This window comes from Clostridium sp. AM54-37XD, from assembly GCF_003478225.1.
Taxonomy (GTDB): Bacteria; Bacillota; Clostridia; order Lachnospirales; family Lachnospiraceae; genus Coprococcus; species Coprococcus ammoniilyticus.
The window spans coordinates 106,700-129,400 of the sequence record NZ_QUEV01000008.1 but is presented as its reverse complement, the minus strand read 5'-3'; the positions used below and the strand labels follow the sequence as shown (position 1 = coordinate 129,400).

The 22,701-nt window shown below is 42.5% G+C and carries 20 protein-coding genes and 1 pseudogene; 2 read left to right on the top strand and 19 right to left on the bottom strand.

What is annotated here, in order from left to right:
* Nucleotides 1–4: 4 nt before the first annotated feature.
* The 4 genes and pseudogenes from DXA07_RS09160 to mtaB form a co-directional block, all read right to left on the bottom strand.
* Entirely contained in the window at nt 5–277 is a 273-nt protein-coding gene (locus tag DXA07_RS09160; protein WP_008403031.1) for a DUF1292 domain-containing protein, read from the bottom strand.
* A gap of 18 nt (nt 278–295) precedes the next feature.
* Nucleotides 296–732 (bottom strand): annotated as a pseudogene (ruvX, locus tag DXA07_RS09155) (Holliday junction resolvase RuvX).
* A 55-nt stretch (nt 733–787) separates the two neighbouring features.
* Entirely contained in the window at nt 788–1,051 is a 264-nt protein-coding gene (locus DXA07_RS09150) for an IreB family regulatory phosphoprotein (RefSeq protein ID WP_021943460.1), read from the bottom strand.
* A 152-nt stretch (nt 1,052–1,203) separates the two neighbouring features.
* On the bottom strand, nt 1,204–2,517 hold the full coding sequence (gene mtaB, locus DXA07_RS09145; RefSeq protein ID WP_118484343.1) for a tRNA (N(6)-L-threonylcarbamoyladenosine(37)-C(2))-methylthiotransferase MtaB: 1,314 nt from the start codon (nt 2,515–2,517) through the stop codon (nt 1,204–1,206).
* Between the two features lie 113 nt (nt 2,518–2,630).
* Here mtaB and DXA07_RS09140 point away from each other — a divergent pair, with 113 nt between their 5' ends.
* Complete coding sequence (locus DXA07_RS09140; protein WP_021943462.1) at nt 2,631–2,867, top strand: HPr family phosphocarrier protein; 237 nt, start codon at nt 2,631–2,633, stop codon at nt 2,865–2,867.
* A 97-nt stretch (nt 2,868–2,964) separates the two neighbouring features.
* Here DXA07_RS09140 and thiI read toward each other — a convergent pair whose 3' ends face one another.
* From thiI to DXA07_RS09065, 15 genes are all read right to left on the bottom strand, one after another.
* Nucleotides 2,965–4,152 carry a tRNA uracil 4-sulfurtransferase ThiI gene (thiI, locus tag DXA07_RS09135; protein ID WP_117807366.1) on the bottom strand — a complete coding sequence of 396 codons (1,188 nt, stop codon included), beginning with the start codon at nt 4,150–4,152 and terminating at the stop codon, nt 2,965–2,967.
* Between the two features lie 89 nt (nt 4,153–4,241).
* The gene (locus tag DXA07_RS09130; RefSeq protein ID WP_118484341.1) at nt 4,242–5,387 is read right to left on the bottom strand and encodes a cysteine desulfurase family protein; all 1,146 of its coding nucleotides are present in this window, start codon (nt 5,385–5,387) and stop codon (nt 4,242–4,244) included.
* Between the two features lie 2 nt (nt 5,388–5,389).
* The gene (locus DXA07_RS09125) at nt 5,390–6,136 is read right to left on the bottom strand and encodes a 16S rRNA (uracil(1498)-N(3))-methyltransferase (protein WP_021943465.1); all 747 of its coding nucleotides are present in this window, start codon (nt 6,134–6,136) and stop codon (nt 5,390–5,392) included.
* Nucleotides 6,137–6,160: 24 nt separating this feature from the next.
* The gene (prmA, locus tag DXA07_RS09120) at nt 6,161–7,123 is read right to left on the bottom strand and encodes a 50S ribosomal protein L11 methyltransferase (protein ID WP_117785458.1); all 963 of its coding nucleotides are present in this window, start codon (nt 7,121–7,123) and stop codon (nt 6,161–6,163) included.
* An 11-nt stretch (nt 7,124–7,134) separates the two neighbouring features.
* On the bottom strand, nt 7,135–8,301 hold the full coding sequence (dnaJ, locus tag DXA07_RS09115; RefSeq protein ID WP_044946265.1) for a molecular chaperone DnaJ: 1,167 nt from the start codon (nt 8,299–8,301) through the stop codon (nt 7,135–7,137).
* A gap of 115 nt (nt 8,302–8,416) precedes the next feature.
* Nucleotides 8,417–10,264: a molecular chaperone DnaK gene (gene dnaK, locus DXA07_RS09110; RefSeq protein WP_117807362.1), complete on the bottom strand. Its 1,848-nt coding sequence runs from the start codon at nt 10,262–10,264 to the stop codon at nt 8,417–8,419.
* A 72-nt stretch (nt 10,265–10,336) separates the two neighbouring features.
* Nucleotides 10,337–11,002 (bottom strand): nucleotide exchange factor GrpE, encoded by a 666-nt coding sequence (gene grpE / locus DXA07_RS09105; protein WP_021943469.1) that lies wholly within the window; start codon nt 11,000–11,002, stop codon nt 10,337–10,339.
* 11 nt (nt 11,003–11,013) lie between these two features.
* Nucleotides 11,014–12,045 (bottom strand): heat-inducible transcriptional repressor HrcA, encoded by a 1,032-nt coding sequence (gene hrcA / locus DXA07_RS09100; RefSeq protein WP_021943470.1) that lies wholly within the window; start codon nt 12,043–12,045, stop codon nt 11,014–11,016.
* Nucleotides 12,046–12,161: 116 nt separating this feature from the next.
* Complete coding sequence (locus tag DXA07_RS09095; RefSeq protein WP_118484339.1) at nt 12,162–12,968, bottom strand: hypothetical protein; 807 nt, start codon at nt 12,966–12,968, stop codon at nt 12,162–12,164.
* A 99-nt stretch (nt 12,969–13,067) separates the two neighbouring features.
* Nucleotides 13,068–13,700, bottom strand: a complete 633-nt coding sequence (locus tag DXA07_RS09090) for an ABC transporter ATP-binding protein (protein ID WP_118500599.1) — start codon at nt 13,698–13,700, stop codon at nt 13,068–13,070.
* Nucleotides 13,701–13,722: 22 nt separating this feature from the next.
* Entirely contained in the window at nt 13,723–14,937 is a 1,215-nt protein-coding gene (gene hemW, locus DXA07_RS09085; protein WP_117807359.1) for a radical SAM family heme chaperone HemW, read from the bottom strand.
* A gap of 111 nt (nt 14,938–15,048) precedes the next feature.
* Entirely contained in the window at nt 15,049–16,863 is a 1,815-nt protein-coding gene (gene lepA, locus DXA07_RS09080) for a translation elongation factor 4 (RefSeq protein WP_008403015.1), read from the bottom strand.
* Between the two features lie 98 nt (nt 16,864–16,961).
* The gene (gene spoIIP / locus DXA07_RS09075; RefSeq protein ID WP_117807358.1) at nt 16,962–18,116 is read right to left on the bottom strand and encodes a stage II sporulation protein P; all 1,155 of its coding nucleotides are present in this window, start codon (nt 18,114–18,116) and stop codon (nt 16,962–16,964) included.
* A 43-nt stretch (nt 18,117–18,159) separates the two neighbouring features.
* Nucleotides 18,160–19,077, bottom strand: coding sequence for a GPR endopeptidase (gene gpr / locus DXA07_RS09070; RefSeq protein WP_117785464.1), 918 nt, complete (start codon nt 19,075–19,077; stop codon nt 18,160–18,162).
* A 74-nt stretch (nt 19,078–19,151) separates the two neighbouring features.
* Nucleotides 19,152–19,463 (bottom strand): hypothetical protein, encoded by a 312-nt coding sequence (locus tag DXA07_RS09065; RefSeq protein ID WP_021943476.1) that lies wholly within the window; start codon nt 19,461–19,463, stop codon nt 19,152–19,154.
* A gap of 213 nt (nt 19,464–19,676) precedes the next feature.
* On the opposite strand from DXA07_RS09065, the gene DXA07_RS09060 reads away from it, so the two are divergent.
* Complete coding sequence (locus DXA07_RS09060) at nt 19,677–22,670, top strand: PBP1A family penicillin-binding protein (RefSeq protein WP_118484335.1); 2,994 nt, start codon at nt 19,677–19,679, stop codon at nt 22,668–22,670.
* The last annotated feature ends 31 nt before the right edge of the window (nt 22,671–22,701 follow it).

Below are 22,701 nucleotides of genomic sequence, written 5' to 3'. Positions count from 1 at the left end.
TGTTCTATACCTCCAAATCTACGTCCTCTAGCAGTTCTTCAAATATCTTCATAACTGCTTCTAATTCTTTGTCATCTTCAACGATATCAAACGCTGCCATCTCACCTTCACTGTCTGAAGCATTCTCCTTCAGGATCAGGAAAGAACCATCATCCTCATCGTCTCCATCTTCTGTAACAAGCAGGTAATTCACTCCGCCAAGAGTTGTCTGCTCCATAACAGAAAAAGCAACCTCATTGCCATCTTCATCTGTAAATACTATGCTGTCGTTTTCCATTCTGTTTAATCCTTTCGACTATTCTGTCTGCCCTTCATGAGCCTGACTATCAAGATAATTCTGCAAAATAACCGCAGCAGCCATCTTGTCCACATACTGCTTCCGGTTTTCTCTTCTGACTCCGGTATCCATTAAAATCCGTTCTGCTTCTACCGTAGAGAGTCTTTCATCCCACAGGATCACTTCCAGGCCTGTCCTGCGTTCCAGATCTTCTTTAAACTGTTCGGTCGCTTCTGCCCGTTCTCCAATCGTATTATTCATATTCTTCGGATATCCGAGAACGATCCGTTCCGCCTGATATTCTTCAATGATACTCTCTATTCTCGCAAGTGTCTGTCGAGCTTGTTTGCTGATTTTCTTTCTATTGTTTCAAGTGGCTGTGCCGTGATCATCAGCGCATCACTGACCGCAACTCCTACTGTCTTTGTTCCGTAGTCCAATCCAATTATCCGCATACTCTTATCCTGTTCTTCTCTCTACCTGATTCGATTATTCTGATGCACTCTTCATCTACTTGATCAGATTATTCTTGATGTAATCTTCAAACAGAACTTCAATGATCTCATCCCGTTCTGCCTTCATAATCAGACTTCTTGCATTCTTATAGCTGGTGATATATGTAGGATCTCCACTCATAATATAACCAACAAGCTGGCTGACCGGATTATATCCTTTTTCTGTCAAAGCCTCATAAACCTGTCCAATGATCTGTGTTACATCTATTGTATTATCTTTCAGTTGTGCAATATGTTGTGTATTTTCTCTATTATTCATATACTCACATCCTTACTTTTATCAAGTGCCATCGGCATCTTTGCAAAAAAATCTTACCCTATAATAATATAAAATCACGCAAAATTCAACCTAAAGCCGCATATTTGTATATGTTCCACGCAATTCATGCATAATTTTCCCACACCGGCTGTCTATTCCATGCCATATGGAATCTGCACTATATGATTGATGATATCCACTTCTCGTCCACAAATCCTGTGCATACATTCTTCCTCTACAAAAATATCTATATAGCGTTCTGTATGTCCACGGTATCCGTCTTTTCCATTTCTCCGGACTTTTTCTTCAATCAGAACCTCCAGAGTTTCTCCCCGAAAAGAAGCTTCATATGCATGTTTGTTCTTTTCAGATAATGCCAGCAGCACATCGCTCCTCTGATTCTTGATCTCCGGTCCGATCTGATCCCTCATACCGGCTGCAACCGTTCCCTGTCTCGGTGAAAATTTAAATATATGCATTTCATACAGATTAAGTTTCGTCAGGTAGTCAACCGTTTCCTGAAATTCTTCATCTGTTTCTCCTGGAAAGCCTACGATCACATCTGTTGTCAAAGCCGGGCGGTCAAATGCCTTACGAAGCATCTCACATTTTTCAAAGTATTCTTCACAAGTATATTTCCGGTTCATCCGTTTCAATACTGTATTGCAGCCACTTTGCAGGCTTAAATGGAAATGCGGACATACCTTTTTATTATCCACAATACGATCTATAAATGTATCTGTAATGATACCCGGTTCCAGAGAACCAAGACGGATCCGTTCAATTGATTCAATTTTTGAGATTGCGTCAATTACATCTGCGAGTCCTACCTCATTTTCCTTATCATTGCCATAAGATGAGATATGGATACCTGTCAGAACAATCTCTTTTACTCCGGTCTGTGCCAGACGTTCTACTTCTTCTGTAATCGATGCAAGCTCCCGGCTCCGGATTCTTCCTCTAACGTACGGAATAATACAATAAGAGCAGAACTGGTTACATCCATCCTGAATCTTCACATATGCCCGTGTATGTTCTAAGGTACTGTTGATCGTAAGCGGTTCATATTCCTTTTCTGCCGCAATATCGAGCATGCCTTCGTCCGTCACTCCGATCTCCAGATAGTCTTCAAGGATCTGCACAATGTCCTTCTTTTTATTATTTCCGATGATAATAGATATCCTGTCATCTTCCATCAGCTTATCTTTTGCCGCCTGCACATAACAGCCCGCTGCTATTACAACCGCATCCGGATTCAGCTTCTTGGCTCTGTGTATCATCTGTCTGGACTTTTTATCTGCCATATTGGTAACAGAGCATGTATTTATCAGATACACATCTGCTTTTTCTTCGAAGGAAACAGCCGTCATACCAGCCTCTTTTAAGAGTTCGATCATACCATCTGTCTCGTATTGATTTACCTTGCAGCCCAGTGTCAGAGGGGCTACTGTTTTTCCCTTCAGCATTCCTTATTTTTCCTTTCTTATTATTGACTTTTCCCTCTCCAAAAGATATTATAAATATATAAACATCCGCGGTCATTATGACTCCGGATAATCTAACTTTTAGGAGGGCAATCATGAAAGCATTAATGGTTTCTTTAAATTCAATCGATAAGGTAAAAGCATTCTGCAATGAAATTGCAAAATTCGACGCAGAGTTCGACCTCATCTCAGGACGTTATGTTATTGATGCAAAATCAATTATGGGTATATTCAGCCTTGATATTTCAAAGCCAATTGAATTAAACATTCACGCTGATGACAAGGATCTTGCTGATATTCTTGCAGCAATCAAGCCTTACGTTGTTGAATAATCATAACCGACTATTTGCATACATACAGAATGCCCGTTCCGACAGTCATTCTGCATAAAAAAGCTTGCCGCCTTTGTAGTGGCAAGCTTTTTTCATCTTATCTCTGTGATCTGCACATTACAGTTTCTACAGACTCTAACGCTTTTTCATATAACGGTTCGATAATACCGGCAAGCTTTGCTTCCGATTTCTCGATCGCAGATAATATCGGTTTTGTTACCGGGTGCTTTGCTACAAATGTTGTACAGCAGTCCTCATAAGGAAGGATCGAAGTCTCATAGGTTCCGATTTTCTCTGATATGTCAACGATCTCCTGCTTATCCAGTCCGATACATGGACGGAATACCGGCAAAGTACTGACATCATTGATAACAGCAAGACTGAATACCGTCTGGCTGGATACCTGCCCGATACTTTCTCCCGTCACCGTACACTGACAGTCATTTCTCTTTGCCAGCTCTTCTGCTATCTTGATCATATAACGCTTCATAATGATCGTAAGTTCCTCGTGCGGACAGTTATCATAGATTGCCATCTGAACATCTGCAAAGTTTACAACATGCAGCTTGATCGCACCTGCATAATCCGCAACCAGACATGCCAGATCAATTACCTTTTCTTTGGCACGTTCACTGGTAAATGGCGGTGCATGGAAATATACCGCTTCCATCTGAACTCCACGTTTTGCGATCATATAAGTTGCAACCGGGCTGTCAATTCCACCGGATAATAATGCCATTCCCTTGCCATTTGTACCAACCGGAAGTCCTCCTGGGCCTGGAATCGTGATCGAATAAATATATACCGTCTTCCGGATCTCTACATTTATGATCTCATCCGGTTCATGAACATCAACGGAAGTATCCGGAAATGCCTCTAACAGATAATGACCAAGCTCCGCATTTACCTCCATTGAGGTCATAGGATAGCTTTTATCATTTCTTCTTGTATTTACTTTAAAGGTAAAGTTCTTCTTACGATATGCCTGATCCACATATGCGATCACCTTTCCTTTGATCGCTTCAAACGATGTATCCTCCTCTACCACGATCGGGCAGATTCCAACGATACCGAATACCTTGGTCAGTGCATTCACTACATCTTCATAATCATAGTCTGATTTTGCTTCAATAAAGATCCTTCCCTGTTCCTTGCGGATATAAAAATCACCATAATTTTTGATCTTACGATTAATGTTTTTTACAAGGATATCTTCAAATATATACCGGTTTTTTCCTTTTGTACCGATCTCAGCATATTTGATCATAAATGCCTTATACTGCATATACTTCTCTCAACCTCCAATTTTCATCCTGTTTATTTATTCTTCACCTGTTTTTTACTATTATAAACAAACTTTCCATTCGTTTGATACTACTTTTTTCTGACATATTTTCTATAAACCGGCAGGATCTCCTCTATCACATCTGCTGCATAGTCTGCCTGTTCCACTGTGTTCTCTGCCGAAAAACTGAAACGGATCGTGGATTCCAACCGATTCTTCTGCAAACCGATCGAAGACAATACATGGCTGACTGCCGGTTTATTCGACGAACATGCCGATCCGGAAGAAACATAGATTTCCCGTTCTTCTAATGCATGCAGCATCACTTCGCTTCGAACACCAACAAATGATACACTTAGGATATGTGGTGCTTCCCCTTCATTGATATATACATCCGGAAGTGCCTTTAGCCGTTCGGTCAAACGGTCTTTTACCGCCCGCATACGAACAATTCTGGCTTCCAGATCTTCATAAACTATCTTTGTTGCCAGTCCAAATCCTGCAAATCCCGGAACATTTTCTGTACCTGACCGCATTCCATCCTGCTGTCCGCCGCCGTATATGATTGGCTTCACCTTCGTACGGTTCTTGATAAACAATGCTCCCGTTCCTTTTGGTCCATGTATCTTATGACCACTTACAGACATCAGATCGATACCCATCCGTTTCGGGTAAATGTGATATTTGCCAAATGCCTGAATCGCATCCACATGAAAGAGTGTCTTTGGATTCTTTTCTTTGATAATCTCTGCAATCTCCTGAATCGGCTCTACTGCACCAATCTCATTATTTACATACATAACAGATACAAGGATCGTATCCTCGTTCACTTCCTGTTCTAATTGTTCCAGATCCACGATTCCCTGGTGATCTACATTCAGATATACAACTTCAAATCCAAGACTCTCCAAAAATGCCATCGTACTTGATACGGATGCATGTTCCACCTTAGAAGTTATAATCCGGTTACCACTTCTTTTATTCGCAAGTGCCGCTCCGATCAACGCAAGATTATTAGATTCCGTTCCACCGGAAGTCAGCACGATCTCTTTGCTGTCTACCTTCCATTCTTTTGCAAGAATCTCTTTCGTCTCCTTGATATAGTGTCCTGCATCCAGACCTTTCTGATGCAAGGAAGAAGGATTTCCATAATCTTCTTCCATTAATTTTACTACCAGATCTTTCACTTCCGGAAATACCTTTGTTGTTGCTGCATTATCAAAATATGCTTCCATCTCTATCTATCCTCTTCCAGTTCAAACATTATGATCGACATAACCGCCATTCCTGCCGTCTCTGTACGCAAAATTCTGTGTCCAAGTGTGACCATCTTCGCACCCATAGCTACCGCTGTCTCGACTTCTTCTCTGGCAAATCCACCTTCCGGACCTATAAATATACCAAGACTTTTCTTTCCTTTGATCGATGCAAAGACCTCTTTCGAATATGCGACTCCTTCTGCTTCCTCATATGGGATCATATTCATATCAAGCTCCTTTGCCATAGCAAGAGCCTCTTTCCATGTTACGGGAGCCGTCACCTCCGGGATTATGCCTCTGCCCGACTGCTTCGCCGCCGCAAGTGCGATTGCCTGATAACGTTCCGTCTTCTTTCCTGCTTTCTTCGCATCCAGCTTGACAACCGTCCGTTTCGTCATAACCGGTACGATCCTGGTCACACCAAGTTCTACCGTCTTCTGGATGATCCATTCCATTTTATCTGCCTTTGGAAATCCCTGAAACAACGTAATCCCTGTTTCAAGTTCTGCAAAATTATCACATACATCCAGAATATCTGCAACCACTTTTTCATGATCCATAACTGAAATCTGGCAGCGGTAATCTCTACCCCTGCCATCACTTATTATGATCTCATCATTTACTTTTAAACGAAGAACATTCTTAATATGATTGACATCCTCACCGGTAATATCAATGCTCTTATCAAATTCCCGTCCATCAAAATCTACAAAAAAACGATTCATCTTCCCAATCCTGTCTCTTTATGACTAATTATCCTTCTCAGCTACAAAACTGATCCAGTCTTTCATAGAGACAGTATCCACTATTCTGAAGTGATTGTCAAGAAGTGCCTGTCTGACCTCATCTTCTTTTGTATTGATAATTCCGGAACAGATAAACTTCGCATCATCCTTCATAAACTGCTGTACAACACCGGAAAGTGGGATGATTACATCTGCAAGAATATTCGCAACTACGATATCATATTTCGGCTCAATCGACTGGACAAGTTCTTTATCTGCGAGCACATTGCCACAGAGGAACTGAACCTGATCTTCAGTAATATGGTTGATCTCCCTGTTCTCGATGCTGACATGAACCGCAGTTTCATCTATATCAATTCCAAGAACCTCTTTTGCGCCAAGATTACTGCATACAAAGGAAAGAATCCCGCTTCCGCTTCCACAGTCAAGAACCAGATCTCCTTCTTTCATATATTTCTTCAACTGTCCAATACATAATCTGGTTGTCTCATGGGAACCGGTTCCAAATGCTGCACCCGGATCAATATCGATCACAATATCATCATCTGTTACGTCAGAAGGTGCATCCTCCCAGGTTGGTTTGATAACGATATTATCATACAGACGAAACGGTTTAAAATATGCTTTCCAGTTATTCATCCAGTCCACATCTTCCGTCTCGGATTCTATGATATTACAGGCTCCAACCGGAATAAATTCTGACAACCGTTCCAGTTCGTTTTTGATCTTTGTTTTTATCTCTTCCTTGTCAAAGGAATCATCCAGATAGCAGGAAACCTTTGCTGTTCCGTCATCCGTCGGCATCTCATCCGGCAGAAGATCTACAAACATCGCTGCCATTTCTTCATCTGTCAGAGGCACATTGTCATCGACTTCTATACCCAAAACGCCTTCCTCATCGAGGAAGGCGCTGAGTAAATCGACAGCCTCACACGTTGTTTCAATCGTGATTTGTGTCCATTTCATAATCTATTTACCTATTTCTTCTTTCTTTTTTTGTGATCTCCAAACGAGAATGATGTTCCTACCGAATCTGTTGCAGGTCTGGTCTCAACCAATGTTGCCTGCTCGTATTCATTCAAAATACGCTTCTGTTCTGCAGTCAGCTTCTCAGGAACCTGTACAACCAGTGTTACATAATGATCACCACGCTGAGTAGGATTCTTCAGGTTTGGCACACCTTTTCCCTTCAGCTTAACCTTGGTATCGGTCTGTGTTCCTGGCGGAATCGTGTAATCAATCTCTCCCTCAATCGTATGGATCTTAATATTTCCACCCAGTGCTGCCTGTGTGAATGAGATCGGTTCGGAGGAGTAAAGATTGTATTCCTGTCTCTGGAACTTCGGATGACGATCAACAAGGATCGTAACATGAAGATCTCCTCTTTCACCACCATTAAATCCAGGTTCACCTTTTCCTTTGATACGGATATTGGTTCCGTTATCTACTCCAGGCGGAACAGCGATCTGAATCTTCTTTCTGCTCTTTACATAACCGGTTCCCGCACAGTTGCTACATTTATATCTAATGATCTTACCGGATCCGCCACAGTCCGGACAAGTCGATACATTTCTTACTACGCCAAACAAGGACTGCTGTGTTGTAACGATCTGACCTTTTCCGCCGCATTTGCCACAAACCTCCGGCTGATGTCCCGGCTGTGAACCGGTTCCCTTACATACTTCACATTCATCCTTTAATGGAAGATCCAGTTCTTTCTGTGTACCAAATATTGCTTCCTCAAAAGCAACTCTGATCGTTGTCTTGATGTTAGCACCCTTTACAGGTCCGTTTGAATTTCTCTGTCTGCTTCCACCACCGAACATATCTCCGAAAATATCTCCGAAAATATCTCCCATATCAGCAAAATCAAAGCCGCCGAAGCCACCAAAGCCACTGCCGCCGGCATTTGGATCAAATGCCGCATGACCATACTGATCATATTTTGCTCGCTTCTCCGGGTCACTAAGTACTGCATAAGCTTCCGCTGCTTCTTTAAATTTTCTTTCAGCTTCCGCATCGCCCGGGTTCATATCAGGATGATATTTCTTGGCTACGACACGATATGCTTTTTTTATCTCTGCCTCTGAGGCATTCTTGGTTACACCAAGGACCTCATAGTAATCAGTTTTTGTTTCTGCCATAACTTTTAACCTTTCATCTGCGATATACTTTCATATCCACAGTAAAACAGGAAACAATTTTCCTGTTTTACTGTCAGATATTTACTATAGACTACATTTCATATTATTTCAAGGCTTAAACCTCTGTGAAATCTCCATCTACTACATCACCCTCTGAAAAGTCCGGTGTACCTGTACCTGTTCCTGCATTTGCTCCGGGACCATTCTGCTCATAAAGCTTAGCGAACAGATTCTGAGCACTTTCCATAAGCTTATCCTTAGCCGCCTTGATCTTATCCACATCAAGATCTGTCATATTCTCTGCATCCGTGCTTTCAATTGTTGACTTTAATGAGTCTAAGTCAGCCTGTACGGCAGACTTATCTGCATCTGAAAGCTTATCTCCGACTTCATTCAGTGCTTTTTCTGTCTGGAATGCAAGTGCATCTGCTTCATTTCTTGCTTCAATGCCTTCCTTACGTTTCTTATCCTGTGCTTCGTATTCTGCAGCTTCTTTTACTGCTCTCTCGATATCATCATCTGAAAGTGATGTACCGGAAGTAATTGTAATGTGCTGTTCTCTTCCTGTTCCGAGATCCTTAGCAGATACATTTACGATACCATTCGCATCGATATCGAATGATACTTCGATCTGAGGAACGCCTCTTCTTGCAGGAGCGATACCATCCAGTCTGAAACGTCCAAGACTCTTATTATCTTTTGCAAACTGTCTTTCACCCTGTACTACGTTGATATCAACGGCATCCTGATTATCCTGTGCTGTTGAGAAAATCTGGCTCTTCTTTGTAGGAATTGTAGTGTTTCTCTCGATCAGATGTGTTGCGATACCACCCATTGTTTCGATAGAAAGTGTAAGTGGTGTAACATCAAGAAGAAGAATCTCACCGGCACCGGCATCACCTGCAAGCTTACCGCCCTGGATAGATGCACCGATTGCAACACACTCATCAGGGTTGATACCCTTGAACGGCTCTTTACCTGTTAATCTCTTAACTTCTTCCTGTACGGCGATGATACGTGTAGAACCACCAACTAATAATACCTTATCAAGATCTGCTGCAGTAAGTCCTGCATCTTCCAGTGCTGTCTGAACAGGTACCTTTGTTCTGTCAACCAGATCTGCTGTTAACTCATCAAATTTTGCTCTTGTCAGGTTCATATCAAAATGCTTTGGTCCATCCTGATTTGCTGTAATGAAAGGAAGGTTGATGTTTGTTGTCATAGCGGATGAAAGCTCTTTCTTTGCCTTCTCTGCTGCTTCCTTTAATCTCTGCATAGCCATCTTATCGCTTGAAAGATCAATACCTTCTGCCTTCTTGAACTCATCTAACATATACTGTGTAACAGCATTATCAAAGTCATCACCACCAAGCTTATTATCACCGGCTGTTGCTAATACTTCAATGACACCTTCACCAATCTCTATGATAGATACATCAAATGTACCACCACCTAAGTCATATACCATGATCTTCTGCTCCTGCTCATTATCAAGACCATAAGAAAGAGCTGCTGCTGTAGGCTCGTTGATGATACGCTTTACATCAAGTCCTGCAATCTTACCGGCATCCTTTGTTGCCTGTCTCTGTGCATCTGAGAAGTAAGCAGGTACTGTGATAACGGCCTCTGTAACCTTCTCACCGAGATATCCTTCTGCATCGGATTTCAGTTTCTGAAGAATCATAGCTGAAATCTCTTCCGGTGAATACTTCTTACCATCGATCTCTACTCTGTAATCTGTACCCATATGACGCTTGATGGATGAAATTGTCTTATCTGCATTTGTAACTGCCTGACGTTTTGCAGGCTCACCTACTACTCTCTCTCCTGTCTTTAAGAAACCTACTACAGATGGTGTAGTTCTCATACCTTCTGTATTCGCAATAACAACAGGCTTACCACCTTCCATTACTGCTACACATGAATTTGTTGTACCTAAGTCAATACCAATTATCTTACCCATGATTATATTCCTCCTAAATAAAATTCTGTTTTCTTAATTTAATAAAATTTATATGCTATAGTCATTTGACTATTAGTTTGCAACCTTTACCATGCTGAATCGTAATACCTGATCCTTATACATGTAACCACGCTGCATCTCTTCGACGATCACGTTCTCTCCGTAATTCTCATCCTCTACATGCATTACTGCATTGTGGAACGCCGGATCAAACTGTTCACCCTCGCAGTTCATCGGGGTAACACCGATGGATTCCAGTGAAGTCATGAGTGATTTGTAGATTTTATCAACTCCTGCTTCAAACGGTCTGTCTTTATCCTCTTCCGGAATTGCTGCAATCGCTCTTTCAAAGTTGTCAACTACCGGAAGTAATTTTCCAAGAACATCCTTCGCTCCGAAATCATACATTTTGGATGACTCCTTTTCATTTCTCTGGCGGATATTCTCGCACTCTGCAAGAAGACGTTTATATTTGTCTTCTGCATCCTGACAGCGTTCTTTCAATTTATCATTTTCTTCTCTTAAAGCCTTACTGCCACGTCTGTTCTCTTTTGCAACCGGCTTCGGTTTTGCTGCTTCCGCCTGCTCTTCAGGGACATCCACGGTTTCTGTAACATTCACATCTGTAGTTGTTGTTTCTGCAGTATCTGCTGACTCTGCTGTAACTTCATCTACAATTGTTTCTGCTGCCTTTTCATCTGTCTTTACTTTCTTAGTATCTTTCTTGGTGTCTGCCATTATCGGACCCCCTATTCGTTATTATTAAATATATCATCCAATTCATCGGTCAGATTTTTTAACATCGTAACGACTTTCTTATAGTCCATACGTTTCGGACCGATGATACCTATAGTTCCTTTTGCGCCTTCCGGCATCTTATAAGTTGCCGTTACAAGGGAGCAATCTTTCAGATCCTCACTGGAATTTTCATCACCGATTCGGATCTCTATATCAGAGTTATCTTTATTGATAACTTCTTCTACATATTTTACAAAGTCTTCTTTGTCTTCTATGTCTTCAAAAGTTCCAAGCAGCTTCTCTGCTGTCGCAGAATCCATTAATTCCGGATACTTTAACATGTTGGTCATTCCGCTTGTGTAAACCTTCAGATCATCTGCTTCATGAATGGCTTCCATAATCCCCTGGAATATGGTTTCTAAAATATCTGCATACTCACCTGCCTGTGTCTTCATCGTCTGTATCAGTTCCAGATTAATATCTTCTAATGCAGCTCCCTGAAGGAATGTGTTTAATAAAATATTGAATTTTAAAATCTCGTCATTCTTCAGATCGTACGTGGTATCGATCAGCTTATTCTTTACGATATTTCCATCCACCATGATCACCGCAAGAAGCTTTGACTCAGCAACCTTGGAAAGCTGTATAAACTTCACGGTATTATTATACTGAGGTGTGGTAACCAGTGTGGCATAATTCGTATTTGCCGCTAATACCCGGGCAACCTGCTTCAGCATCTTCTCCATCTTATCAACTCGTTCAAGAAGATTTCCCTTCTCTGTCTCAGCCTCTATCTTCTCATTCATAAGGCTGTCAACGTAGAACCGATATCCTTTGTCCGTTGGAATTCTTCCCGCAGATGTATGTGGCTGACATATATAACCCATGTCCTCCAGATCAGACATCTCATTCCTGATCGTCGCTGAACTCAGATTCAAATCTGTATACTTTGAAATCGTCCGCGATCCTACAGGTTCTCCGGTCTCTAAATAATTGGAAACGATAGCTTTCAGAATTTTGACTTTTCTCTCGTCAAGTTCCATCTGCTCATCCCTTTCGTTTTGTTAGCACTCAAATACTCCGAGTGCTAACCACTAAAATTAATCTAACACCCACTCCCTTGTTTGTCAACATTTATTTTGAAAAAAATCAAGAAAATTTATAACTTTTGAACTTTGAAAAAATGAACGCCGAGACTTGTAGAAATCACAGCATATAAAAGACCGACCACCAGCATGATCAATACATCTGTTCTGTTAAATGCAAGATCACTTGTGGTACTCAAAAGTTCTATGATCCAGATCTGTTTTACTCCGGACGGAAGCTCAAACAGATCCACAAGAACACGATATCCCGGTGTAAATAAGAATACCAGCAGGACTATCGTTGTCATAGACAAGACGGAATGACGGATCAGGGATGTCAGCATAAATACAAACATCACACACGCTCCGGTCACTATAAACTGCAGCACGATCGCAAGCACTGTTTTTCCAGTCCGGGAAGCTACTGACATTTCATGGGAGCTTCTGAAAAATAAAGCAGCTATCACCCCGGAAATCAAAATATATTCCAATAAAATGCCCCAGGCATAAGTAACTGCTGCCAGCATTCTTGCAATATAACAGGCTGTTCTGCTCTTGCTTCTCTGTAATTCACAGCGCAATGTATTCTGTTCATAATCTTCAGATATATGAAGGATAACCGGAAACATCATAAGAAGGATCAGAAGTTCGGATGCAGAAAAGGAAGAGGCAATATAAGCAATTCCGCTCATCTGACCTTTGATCGCTGCGACCGTCTGTTCTGAGAAGCCTGCCGCCGCCAGAAAGTCACTGCTTATCCCATTACTTATATAATAAAGAAATGCTGCTGTAAGGCATGCAAATGGCACTACCAGGATCATGATCATCCTGCCATAAAAGCTTTTGCTATACCGAAATACTTCTGCTCCGTAAATATTCATACTGTTGCCTGCTCCTGTTAATTAAGAAATAACCAAAGTTGCCTTCTGTTTCTCTGATGGTTTCTTCTGTATTGATATCCGAATCGAATTTCTTTTGTTTTAAAGATACAATATCCGGTCACAGATCTGTTCCAGATCCCCTGGTATATGGCTGGTAAGGATAACAGCCATCCCCTGCTTTCTCCATTTTCTCAGACAGGAAAGAACGGAAGCTTTGGTAAATGGATCCAATCCGTTTAAAGGTTCATCCAGTAGTGCCAGCTTTGTTTCCCTATGAATTGCAAGACACAGCGCCAGCTTCTGTTTATTACCTAGTGACAGCTTAGATGCTTTGATCCGATCAAATTCATGGATTCCCAGAAGTTCTGCCAGCTTCTCATCCATAAGCCCTTTTTCTCCATTCATACGATCCATCAGTCTCAGATTATCCCGCACAGAAAGATCGGAAAAGAAAGAAGGTCTGTCGATCACACATGCCATATTCCGTTCTGATATTCCGGTAATCATCTGCCCCGAACACCTGTTGATTTCCCATGGAATAAATCCTGCCAGTAGCCGGAGCAACGTGCTCTTCCCGCTTCCATTTTGCCCTGCCAACCCGACGATTTCTCCTTTATCGATCGTAAATGTCAGATTCTTCTCCCATACCGGAGTTTTCATTCCAGGATAGGTATAATTCAGTTCCTTCCCTTCTATGACAGTCTCTCGCTGCCCATCTGTCTCTTTTTTCATATCCGAACCTGTCCTTCGTCTCTCATTTGTTTTCATCATGCAGAAAATCTACAAGGATCCTGTTGCTTACATCGATTCCCTTTCTCGTTAGAAAGACCATTCCTTTCTCATCCTTCATATGTCCGCTCGCCACATAACTTCTTATAACATCCCCATAGACATCATATAAGGAATGTCCAAACCGGTCATAGAAATCTGCCGCACTGATCCCTCTTGTCATCCGCAGTCCAAAGATCACATATTCCTCCATCAGGGTATCAACATCAACCGTTTCATCAATATGACGGATCGTATCCAGTGCCTGACTCTGATAAATCTCATCGGCCGACCGTTTATCAAATACATCCTCCATCGTCCGGATATACTGCTTCATATCCAATGTATTTGAGTATCTTCTTCCATTAAAAAAAGAAGCCGCGCCGATACCAAGTCCGATGTATTCATCCATCGTCCAGTATACAATATTATGCCGGCATTCATATCCGGGCTTAGCATAATTGGAAATCTCATACCGCTTATACCCTGACATCTCAAGCACCTTTCTGGTTGCCTCATACATTTCGCGGTCAGCCTCCTCATCCGGGAGCTTTGCAAGAAGCTCCGTATCCTCTGCGAGCGGCGTACCATCTTCCACAATCAGACTGTAGGAGGAGATATGCTCCGGTCTGCACTTCAATACCCGTTCCAGTGTATCCAGATAGGAATGAAGTGTCTGTCCAGGAATGGCAGAGATCAGATCAATGTTGATATTCCGAAAGCCCGCCTCCCGTGCCATCTGATAGGAAGCTAGGAACTGCTCATATGTATGGATCCTGCCAAGCATGGCAAGCTCATCATTGTGTGCAGACTGCAGTCCGATACTCATACGGTTGATCCCTGCATCCAGATATTCTGCCGCCTTGATCGCGGTCAGGGTTCCCGGATTCACCTCTATCGTGATCTCTGCTGCTTCATCTACCTTAAAGATGCTTCGAAGCGTTGCCAGAATATTCATGATCTCGCCCGGCAAAAGTATAGACGGAGTGCCTCCGCCTATAAATATCGTTCTTACAATATAGTCCTTTGATATACTTTTATAGCTCAATAATTCTCTGCAAACACTCTGGACATATGCTTTTCTGACTGCCCCACTCCGGTTGATCTGCGGATCATCCGCACCAAAAGACAGGAAATCACAATATACACACTTCTTAACGCAAAACGGAATATGTATATAAATACTCAGATTTTTTCTCATGTGTTTTTCCTGCCTTCTCATTTTTCTGTAATTTGCTTTCTTCTTATATCAAAATCACATTTGATTTATTTCATTCTAAGTGTCCCGATATAACCTGCAATTATTTTATATTTATTCCTCATCAAGTTTTAATACGCTCATAAACGCCTGCTGCGGGATCTCTACATTTCCGATCTGACGCATACGTTTCTTTCCTTCCTTCTGTTTCTCCAGAAGCTTCTTCTTACGGGAGATATCTCCACCGTAACATTTTGCAAGGACATCCTTTCTGACTGCTCTTACTGTCTCTCTGGCAATGACCTTATTGCCGATTGCAGCCTGGATCGGAATCTCAAATAAATGTCTTGGAATCTCCTGCTTTAATTTCTCACACATCTTTCTTCCGCGTTCATAAGCAGTGTCCTGATGAAGAATGAAAGATAACGCATCGACCTCTTCTTTATTGATCAGAATATCCAGCTTCACCAGCTCACTTCGTACATAGCCCTTCATCTCATAATCAAAGGATGCATATCCTCTGGATCTTGATTTTAAAGCATCAAAGAAATCATAAATGATCTCATTTAACGGAAGGTCATATCGAAGCAGTGCTCTGGTTTCTTCCATATATTCCATTCCCTGATATACGCCACGTCGTTCCTGACAAAGCTGCATGATCGCACCCACATATTCTGTAGTGACCATGATCTCTGCGGATACAAATGGTTCTTCCATATATTCGATATTCGATGGATCCGGCAGATTGGACGGATTCGTCAGTTCGATCATCTTGCCATCCGTTGTATGCACACGGTAAACAACGCCCGGTGCAGTCGTAACCAGATCCAGATTAAACTCTCGCTCCAACCGCTCCTGTATGATCTCCAAATGGAGAAGTCCAAGGAAACCGCAACGGAAACCGAAACCAAGTGCGATCGATGTCTCCGGCTCAAAGCTTAAGGACGCATCATTTAACTGCAGCTTCTCTAATGCATCACGAAGATCCGGATATTTGGCTCCATCTGCCGGATAAAGTCCGCAATAGACCATAGGCTGTGCCTTCTTATATCCCGGAAGAGCCTCTGCACACGGATTGTCGTTATCTGTAACGGTATCACCGACCGTGGTATCTCTGACATTCTTTAAGCTGGCAGTAATATAACCTACCATTCCTGCGGATAACTCATCACATGGAACGAATCTGCCAGCCCCGAAGATTCCTACTTCCACTACCTCTGCAACTGCTCCGGTTGCCATCATCCGAATGGATGTTCCACGTTTTACCACACCGTCGAATAAACGGCAGAATATGATAACACCTTTATAAGAATCATAAATACTATCAAATATAAGCGCCTGAAGCGGCTTTTCCGGATCTCCTGCCGGTGCCGGTATCTTCGTAACGATCTGCTCTAAGACCTGATCGATATTGATTCCGTTCTTTGCCGATATCCTTGGAGCATCCTGTGCTTCAATTCCGATCACATCTTCAATTTCATTTACCACACGCTCCGGCTCTGCCGAAGGAAGATCGATCTTATTGATAACCGGCATAACATCCAGATCGTGATCGATCGCAAGATATACATTTGCAAGTGTCTGTGCCTCGATTCCCTGTGCAGCATCCACAACCAGGATCGCGCCCTCACAGGCAGCCAGACTTCTTGATACTTCATAATTAAAATCCACATGTCCCGGAGTATCGATCAGATTGAAGATATATTCCTCTCCATCCTGTGCTTTATAGATCGTACGGACGCACTGTGCCTTGATCGTGATTCCACGCTCCCGCTCCAGATCCATATTATCAAGCACCTGATTCTGCATCTCACGTTCAGTCAATAATCCTGTCTTTTCTATAATTCTGTCCGCAAGTGTCGATTTACCATGATCGATATGCGCTATAATGCAAAAATTTCGTATCTTTGACTGATCTATATGAGCCATCCTGTTTTCCTCCGGTATCTGAATTTCTTTTCTCTTTTTTATTTTAAGCATGCATTCCTGCAGGCAAATAATTTCGTGTTCATTATCATAACACAATCTCACTTTCCGCTCAATACTTTGTAGAGAATTGCAGCCAGCGGCTCCATGGCATTTTTTGCTTCTTCTACTGTGTTCGTCTGACTTCCGACTTCTACTAACAACGACCGTGGTTTCAGATCCAGATTATACCGGTAACCCTTAACAAATATCTTTCTTACAAAGGAATCATAATTGGCCTGCGCTGTCAGATACATCTGCAGACTGAATGCAAGATTCTCTGTTTTGTACGGATTGGCAAGATATGCGATATCACCATTCTTATTAAGACGGCTCACTCCGTTTAAGAACATGACCTGTGCTGTTTTTTTGCCATCTATTTCCGTGATCAGATATGTATCTTCGGATACCCCATCCCTGTGAAGATCGATCACGACCTCAATGGACGGATACTCCGCAAGGATCTTCTGGACCCCTTCTCTTGCATAATCATAAGCAGCACTTCGATCTAACTCTCCACCTGTCATATCATAGGCCGTTGTATCATGATAGACTGCTACCCCGTAATTTTCTTCAAGAAGCTCAGTCAGATAGTCTCCAAGTCCGATTACGGTATCCTCAACCCTTCCCGGCTCGGAATCTTTAAAGCTCTCCGTTCCGTGTGTATGGTAGATCAGTACCTTATAATTCTTTTCTTCTGTATCGATCGTCAGATCCATGGAAGCAAGATCCTGTCCATTTAATTCTTCTCTGGATACACTTGTTGTACTGTCTATAACATAAAAATTTGATCTCATATAATCATAATCCGTCAGTTTCTCCCGCATATATCCATATTTGTCTGACATGGCGGCAACTATGGCTTTCGCCCGGTGATCCAGTGCGATCACAGTCTGCGCCGGCAGATTGTCCGTTCCTTTTTCATCCGTCATCTGTCCCGCCGACACAGTCTGATCCTTCTGTCCGCTTCCCTGTACCAGTTCTCCTGCCAGACAATATTCCTGCAGCATATCCTCCAGATATTTCCCGGATGCCGACACGGTTTCCATATTTTCGGTCTGTGTTTCGTATCCATTTCCAAAAAACAGCCAGTTCACCATCCGGTTTACCAATTCCATCCGATATGTTGCGTCACAATTTGCGAACCAGATCAGTATCGACAATCCGGCCCATAAAAGGCAGTATTTTGTTTTTCTTATGATCCGTCTGTTCTTCATCCAGTAAATACTCTTATTTTAGTTATTTACCAGTATATGTTGGTTATGTGAAAATCATGCTGTTTATTGCTTCGGATATTGTGAAGCTTATTCGTTTTACCAGTTCATCGATATTTTTTGGTGTTACAAACATATCCGCAAGCTCCGGTTCAGCCAGATGATATGCCAGCTCATATCGCTGCTGTTCGGAAAAAGATTCCATCAGCTTTTTTCCATAAGACTGGTTAAATGTATCTGCAATAACATCCAGAGAACCATCTATAATGGACGGAACTGAAATAACGGTTGGAACACCAAGAGCGATCACCTTTGCTCCGATCGTCTGTGAATTGATCTCCGTACGATGATTCCCAACACCGGATCCCGGACTGATACCGGTATCCGCAAGCTGTATCGTTTTATTTAAACGTCTGCTGCTCCGGGCGGCAAGTGCATCGACTACAACGACTGCATCGACATCAATATTGTCACAGATTCCACGGATGATCTCCACCGTCTCGATCCCCGTCTGGGCCATGACACCCGGACAGATCGCAGAGATTTCATATTCCGGCTCTTCCTGCAGGTGTATATGCTCCATCTGCAAATGTCTGGTTATAAATAAATGATCGGTCACCAGTGGTCCCAGCGAATCCGGTGTTACCTCCCGGTTTCCCAGTCCCACAACCAGGATGGAACGGGCTTCTCCCAGCATTTTTTTCAGATCATGTGCCAGCTCTTTACAGAGCGGCTTATGGATATCCTCATCAAATTCCCGGATTTCCGGACATTCAATGGTGATATAAGTGCCAACCGGTTTTCCCAACGTATCGGCTCCTGTCTGGTCATTTACATGTATAATAGTCGTCTTTATTTTTTCCTGGCTGATCCTTGTTTCAATTTCGATCCCGTCTATCTTCCCGCGGTCCTTGATATCCTCCCGCAGCTCAATGGCAAGATCGGTTCGTATTGCCCGGTTCATGTATACGCCTCCTATCTGTTATCCCAATACATATAAAATACCCGGGTGAATTTCTTTTTATTCACCCGGGCAGTTTACATGATCTTTTTTAATATACGGCTGATCACCTCAGGATAACCACAGATCGTCATGACCGGCGGATTCCATCTGACATATGCTGTATTGTAAAAACAGGTCGATACTCCTACTTCTATACCGCCTTCCATCTCGGCAGATCGTATGATACGCTTGAATTTACTCTCACTCTTTACCAGACTGAAGGCAGCTTCATGGATCGTAAAATCAACAACCGGATACCCTCCGTCATATCCTGTGACCTTCGCATCCTCAATAAAGGAAAACTCCTCTTTCCATACGGAAATTGCTTCTTCAATTGACTCAAACATCGCTGTTCTGTTTCCTCTCTGTTTATTTCTGTAACCATCATACTACAAAATCCACCTATAGTGTAACAAAAAAACTATAAAATATTTGGGATTTATCCGCATTTTTATATGTCTTAATTTTATTTCACATCAGAAGTTTTACTTTATTATTATGTAAATCTCTGCTATAATGAGTTGTATTTATGATTGAACTTAATTTAAGGAGGATTTTCCATGGATTTTAGCAAAAAGGGCGTGGAAAAGAAACAAAAAGCACTTGTTTCCAAACTACCCCGAAATAAACGAAAACTATCGGTTTCGCTGTTCAAAACACTACTGGTCATATTCCTTGCGATCATCGTACTTGGAATCGGTTCCGGTTTTGGTATGTTAAAAGGCATATTGGACGACACACCAGAGGTGAATGCCAAGGATCTGATCCCGAAAGGATATCAGACAACCCTGTATGATCAGGACGGCAAAGAGCTTATGGTTCTTGCGAGCTTTGATGCCAACCGTGAGTATGTTTACTACGATGATATACCGGAAACACTTGTAAATTCCTTCATTGCTATTGAAGATAAACGTTTCTGGGAGCATAACGGTATCGATGTCCAGGGTATCATGCGTGCCTTCGCCCACGGTCTCCAGTCCGGTGACTTTGATCAGGGTGCCAGTACACTGACCCAGCAGCTGATCAAAAACCAGATCTTCAATGTCGGCCTGGATGAAAAAACCATGTTTGACAAGATCGAACGTAAGGTGCAGGAGCAGTATCTGGCAGTTGAGATCGAAAAGGTGCTTCCGAAAAAGAGCATTGCCGAGTATTACCTGAATACAATCTATCTCGGTCAGGGACGTTACGGCGTAGAAACCGCTGCAAAATACTATTTCAATAAAGAACTGAAGGATCTGTCCATATCCGAATGTGCGGTACTGGCAGCCATCCCTCAGAACCCAAGTAAATTTGACCCTATCGTTTTCCCGGAGGAAAATGCCAAAAGACGACTGATGGTTCTTGAAAATATGCTGGATCAGAACATGATCTCCCAGTCCGATTACGATACTGCACTCGCTGATGATGTATATAGCGAGATTGAAAAGGTATCATCGATCAAGAAATCATCCCCTACCAAGGTCAACTCTTATTACATTGATGAGGTCATCAGCCAGCTTGAAGATGATTTCATGGCTATGGGCTATTCCAAGTCAGAGGCAGACAGCCTGATCTACTCCGGTGGTCTGGATGTCCGTACCTGTCAGGATACACAGATCCAGAATATCTGTGATGATGTTTTAAATGATGAAGATAACTATCCGGCTGACAGCTATCAGTTATCCTATGCACTGACACTGGTAGATGACAACGGTGAACAGTACAACTACAGTCAGAATATGATGGTAACCTGGTTCCAGGAAGAAATGGGACAATCCTCTTTCGACCTAATCTTCTCCAGTGAAGAAGATGCCCGTGCTGCTGCTGACGAATACAAAGCGCACCTGATCGAGACAACCGGTTACAAGGAACAGCTTGAAAGCTATAAGGTCACAGTGGAACCACAGATCTCCTTCACCCTGATGGATCAGGAGACCGGTCAGGTAAAAGCCATCGTCGGCGGTCGTGGTGAAAAGACAGAGGATCGTTCCTTTAACCGTGCTACGGAAGCAACCAGACAACCCGGATCAACCTTTAAGGTTGTTGCCTCTTTTCTTCCTGCACTGGACGGCTGCGGCATGAGCCTTGCAACCGTATACAAAGATGAACCATACACCTATACAAATGGCGGCGAAGTCAGGAACTGGTACAGTGGCTACCGTGGTCCAAGCACGATCCGACAGGCTATTCAGAATTCCATGAATATTCTTGCTGTTAAGACGATCACAGATGTTACTCCGGAGCTTGCTTACGAATATCTGTTAAAGCTTGGATTCACAACCCTAGTAAAAGAACGTACAAATTCAAGCGGAGGGATTGAATCGGATATCAACCAGTCCCTTGCCCTTGGTGGTCTGACAGATGGTATCACAAACCTTGAGATCACCGCTGCTTATGCAACAATTGCAAATGAAGGCAATTATATCAAACCTATCTTCTACACCGAGGTATATGATCATGACGGCAAGCTTCTGATCGATAACAGAACACCGGAAGAATCCCCCGTCATCTCTCCTCAGAATGCATGGTTATTAACAAGTGCCATGCATGATGTAGTTACGATCGGTACCGGTACTGCTGCAAATCTTTCATGTGGTCTTTATACAGCAGGTAAAACAGGTACAACCTCCAGCAACTACGATGCATGGTTCTGTGGATATACTCCATATTACACCGCTTCGATCTGGATCGGTTTTGATGTAAATACTAATTTTGCTGCTGGAAGCTATCATAAGAACATGTGGCGTAAGATTATGGATGCAATCGTGGAAGCAAAGGGTCTGGATACCTCCAAGACCTTTGAAATGCCAAGCGGAATCATACGGGCAACCGTATGTAAGGATACCGGACTTCTTCCTGTTGAAGGCTGTTCAACAATAACAGACTATTTTGCAGAAGGAACCGTTCCTACCAAACGATGTGGTGGAAACAAGAAGGTTGTGATCTGTAATGATTCCCATAAGGTAGCAACCAATACCTGTAAGGAAACAACAACCTACTATTATACAGAAGATGATGACGGCAAGATTGAGATCATTGATGCAGACTTTGAATACGACCAGAACATCCTGAAAGAGAAATGTCCGCTTCATCCGGAGGAAGAAAAACCCGAAGACCCTTCTGATTCTGAAGATCCAAATAAGACTACAGAGGACAACAAGAAGGACAGCTTCAAGATCACATCCGGTGTAGATGGAGCCGGTGGTTCTATCTCACCAAGTACAACCGTAAAATCCGGCAAGAGTACAACCTTCTATATCACACCGGATAAGGGTTATGTGATCTCGGATGTATATGTAGACGGAAGCTCCGTCGGACCGGTTTCACAGTATAAGTTCTCAAAGGTAAAAGGCAATCATACGATCACTGTTAAGTTCAAAAAGGACAAGACAGAAGAACCAACAACAGAGAAGCCTACAACAGAGGAACCAACAACGGAAGCTCCTACAACAGAAGAACCGCCAACGGAACCTCCTACAACAGAAGAACCGCCAACAGAGGAACCTACCGATGAACCATCTTCTGATGAACCTTCCTCAAAAGAGAACAAACATAAAAATACAGAAGAATAAAAACGATATATGTAAAAGGGAGCCATGAGAG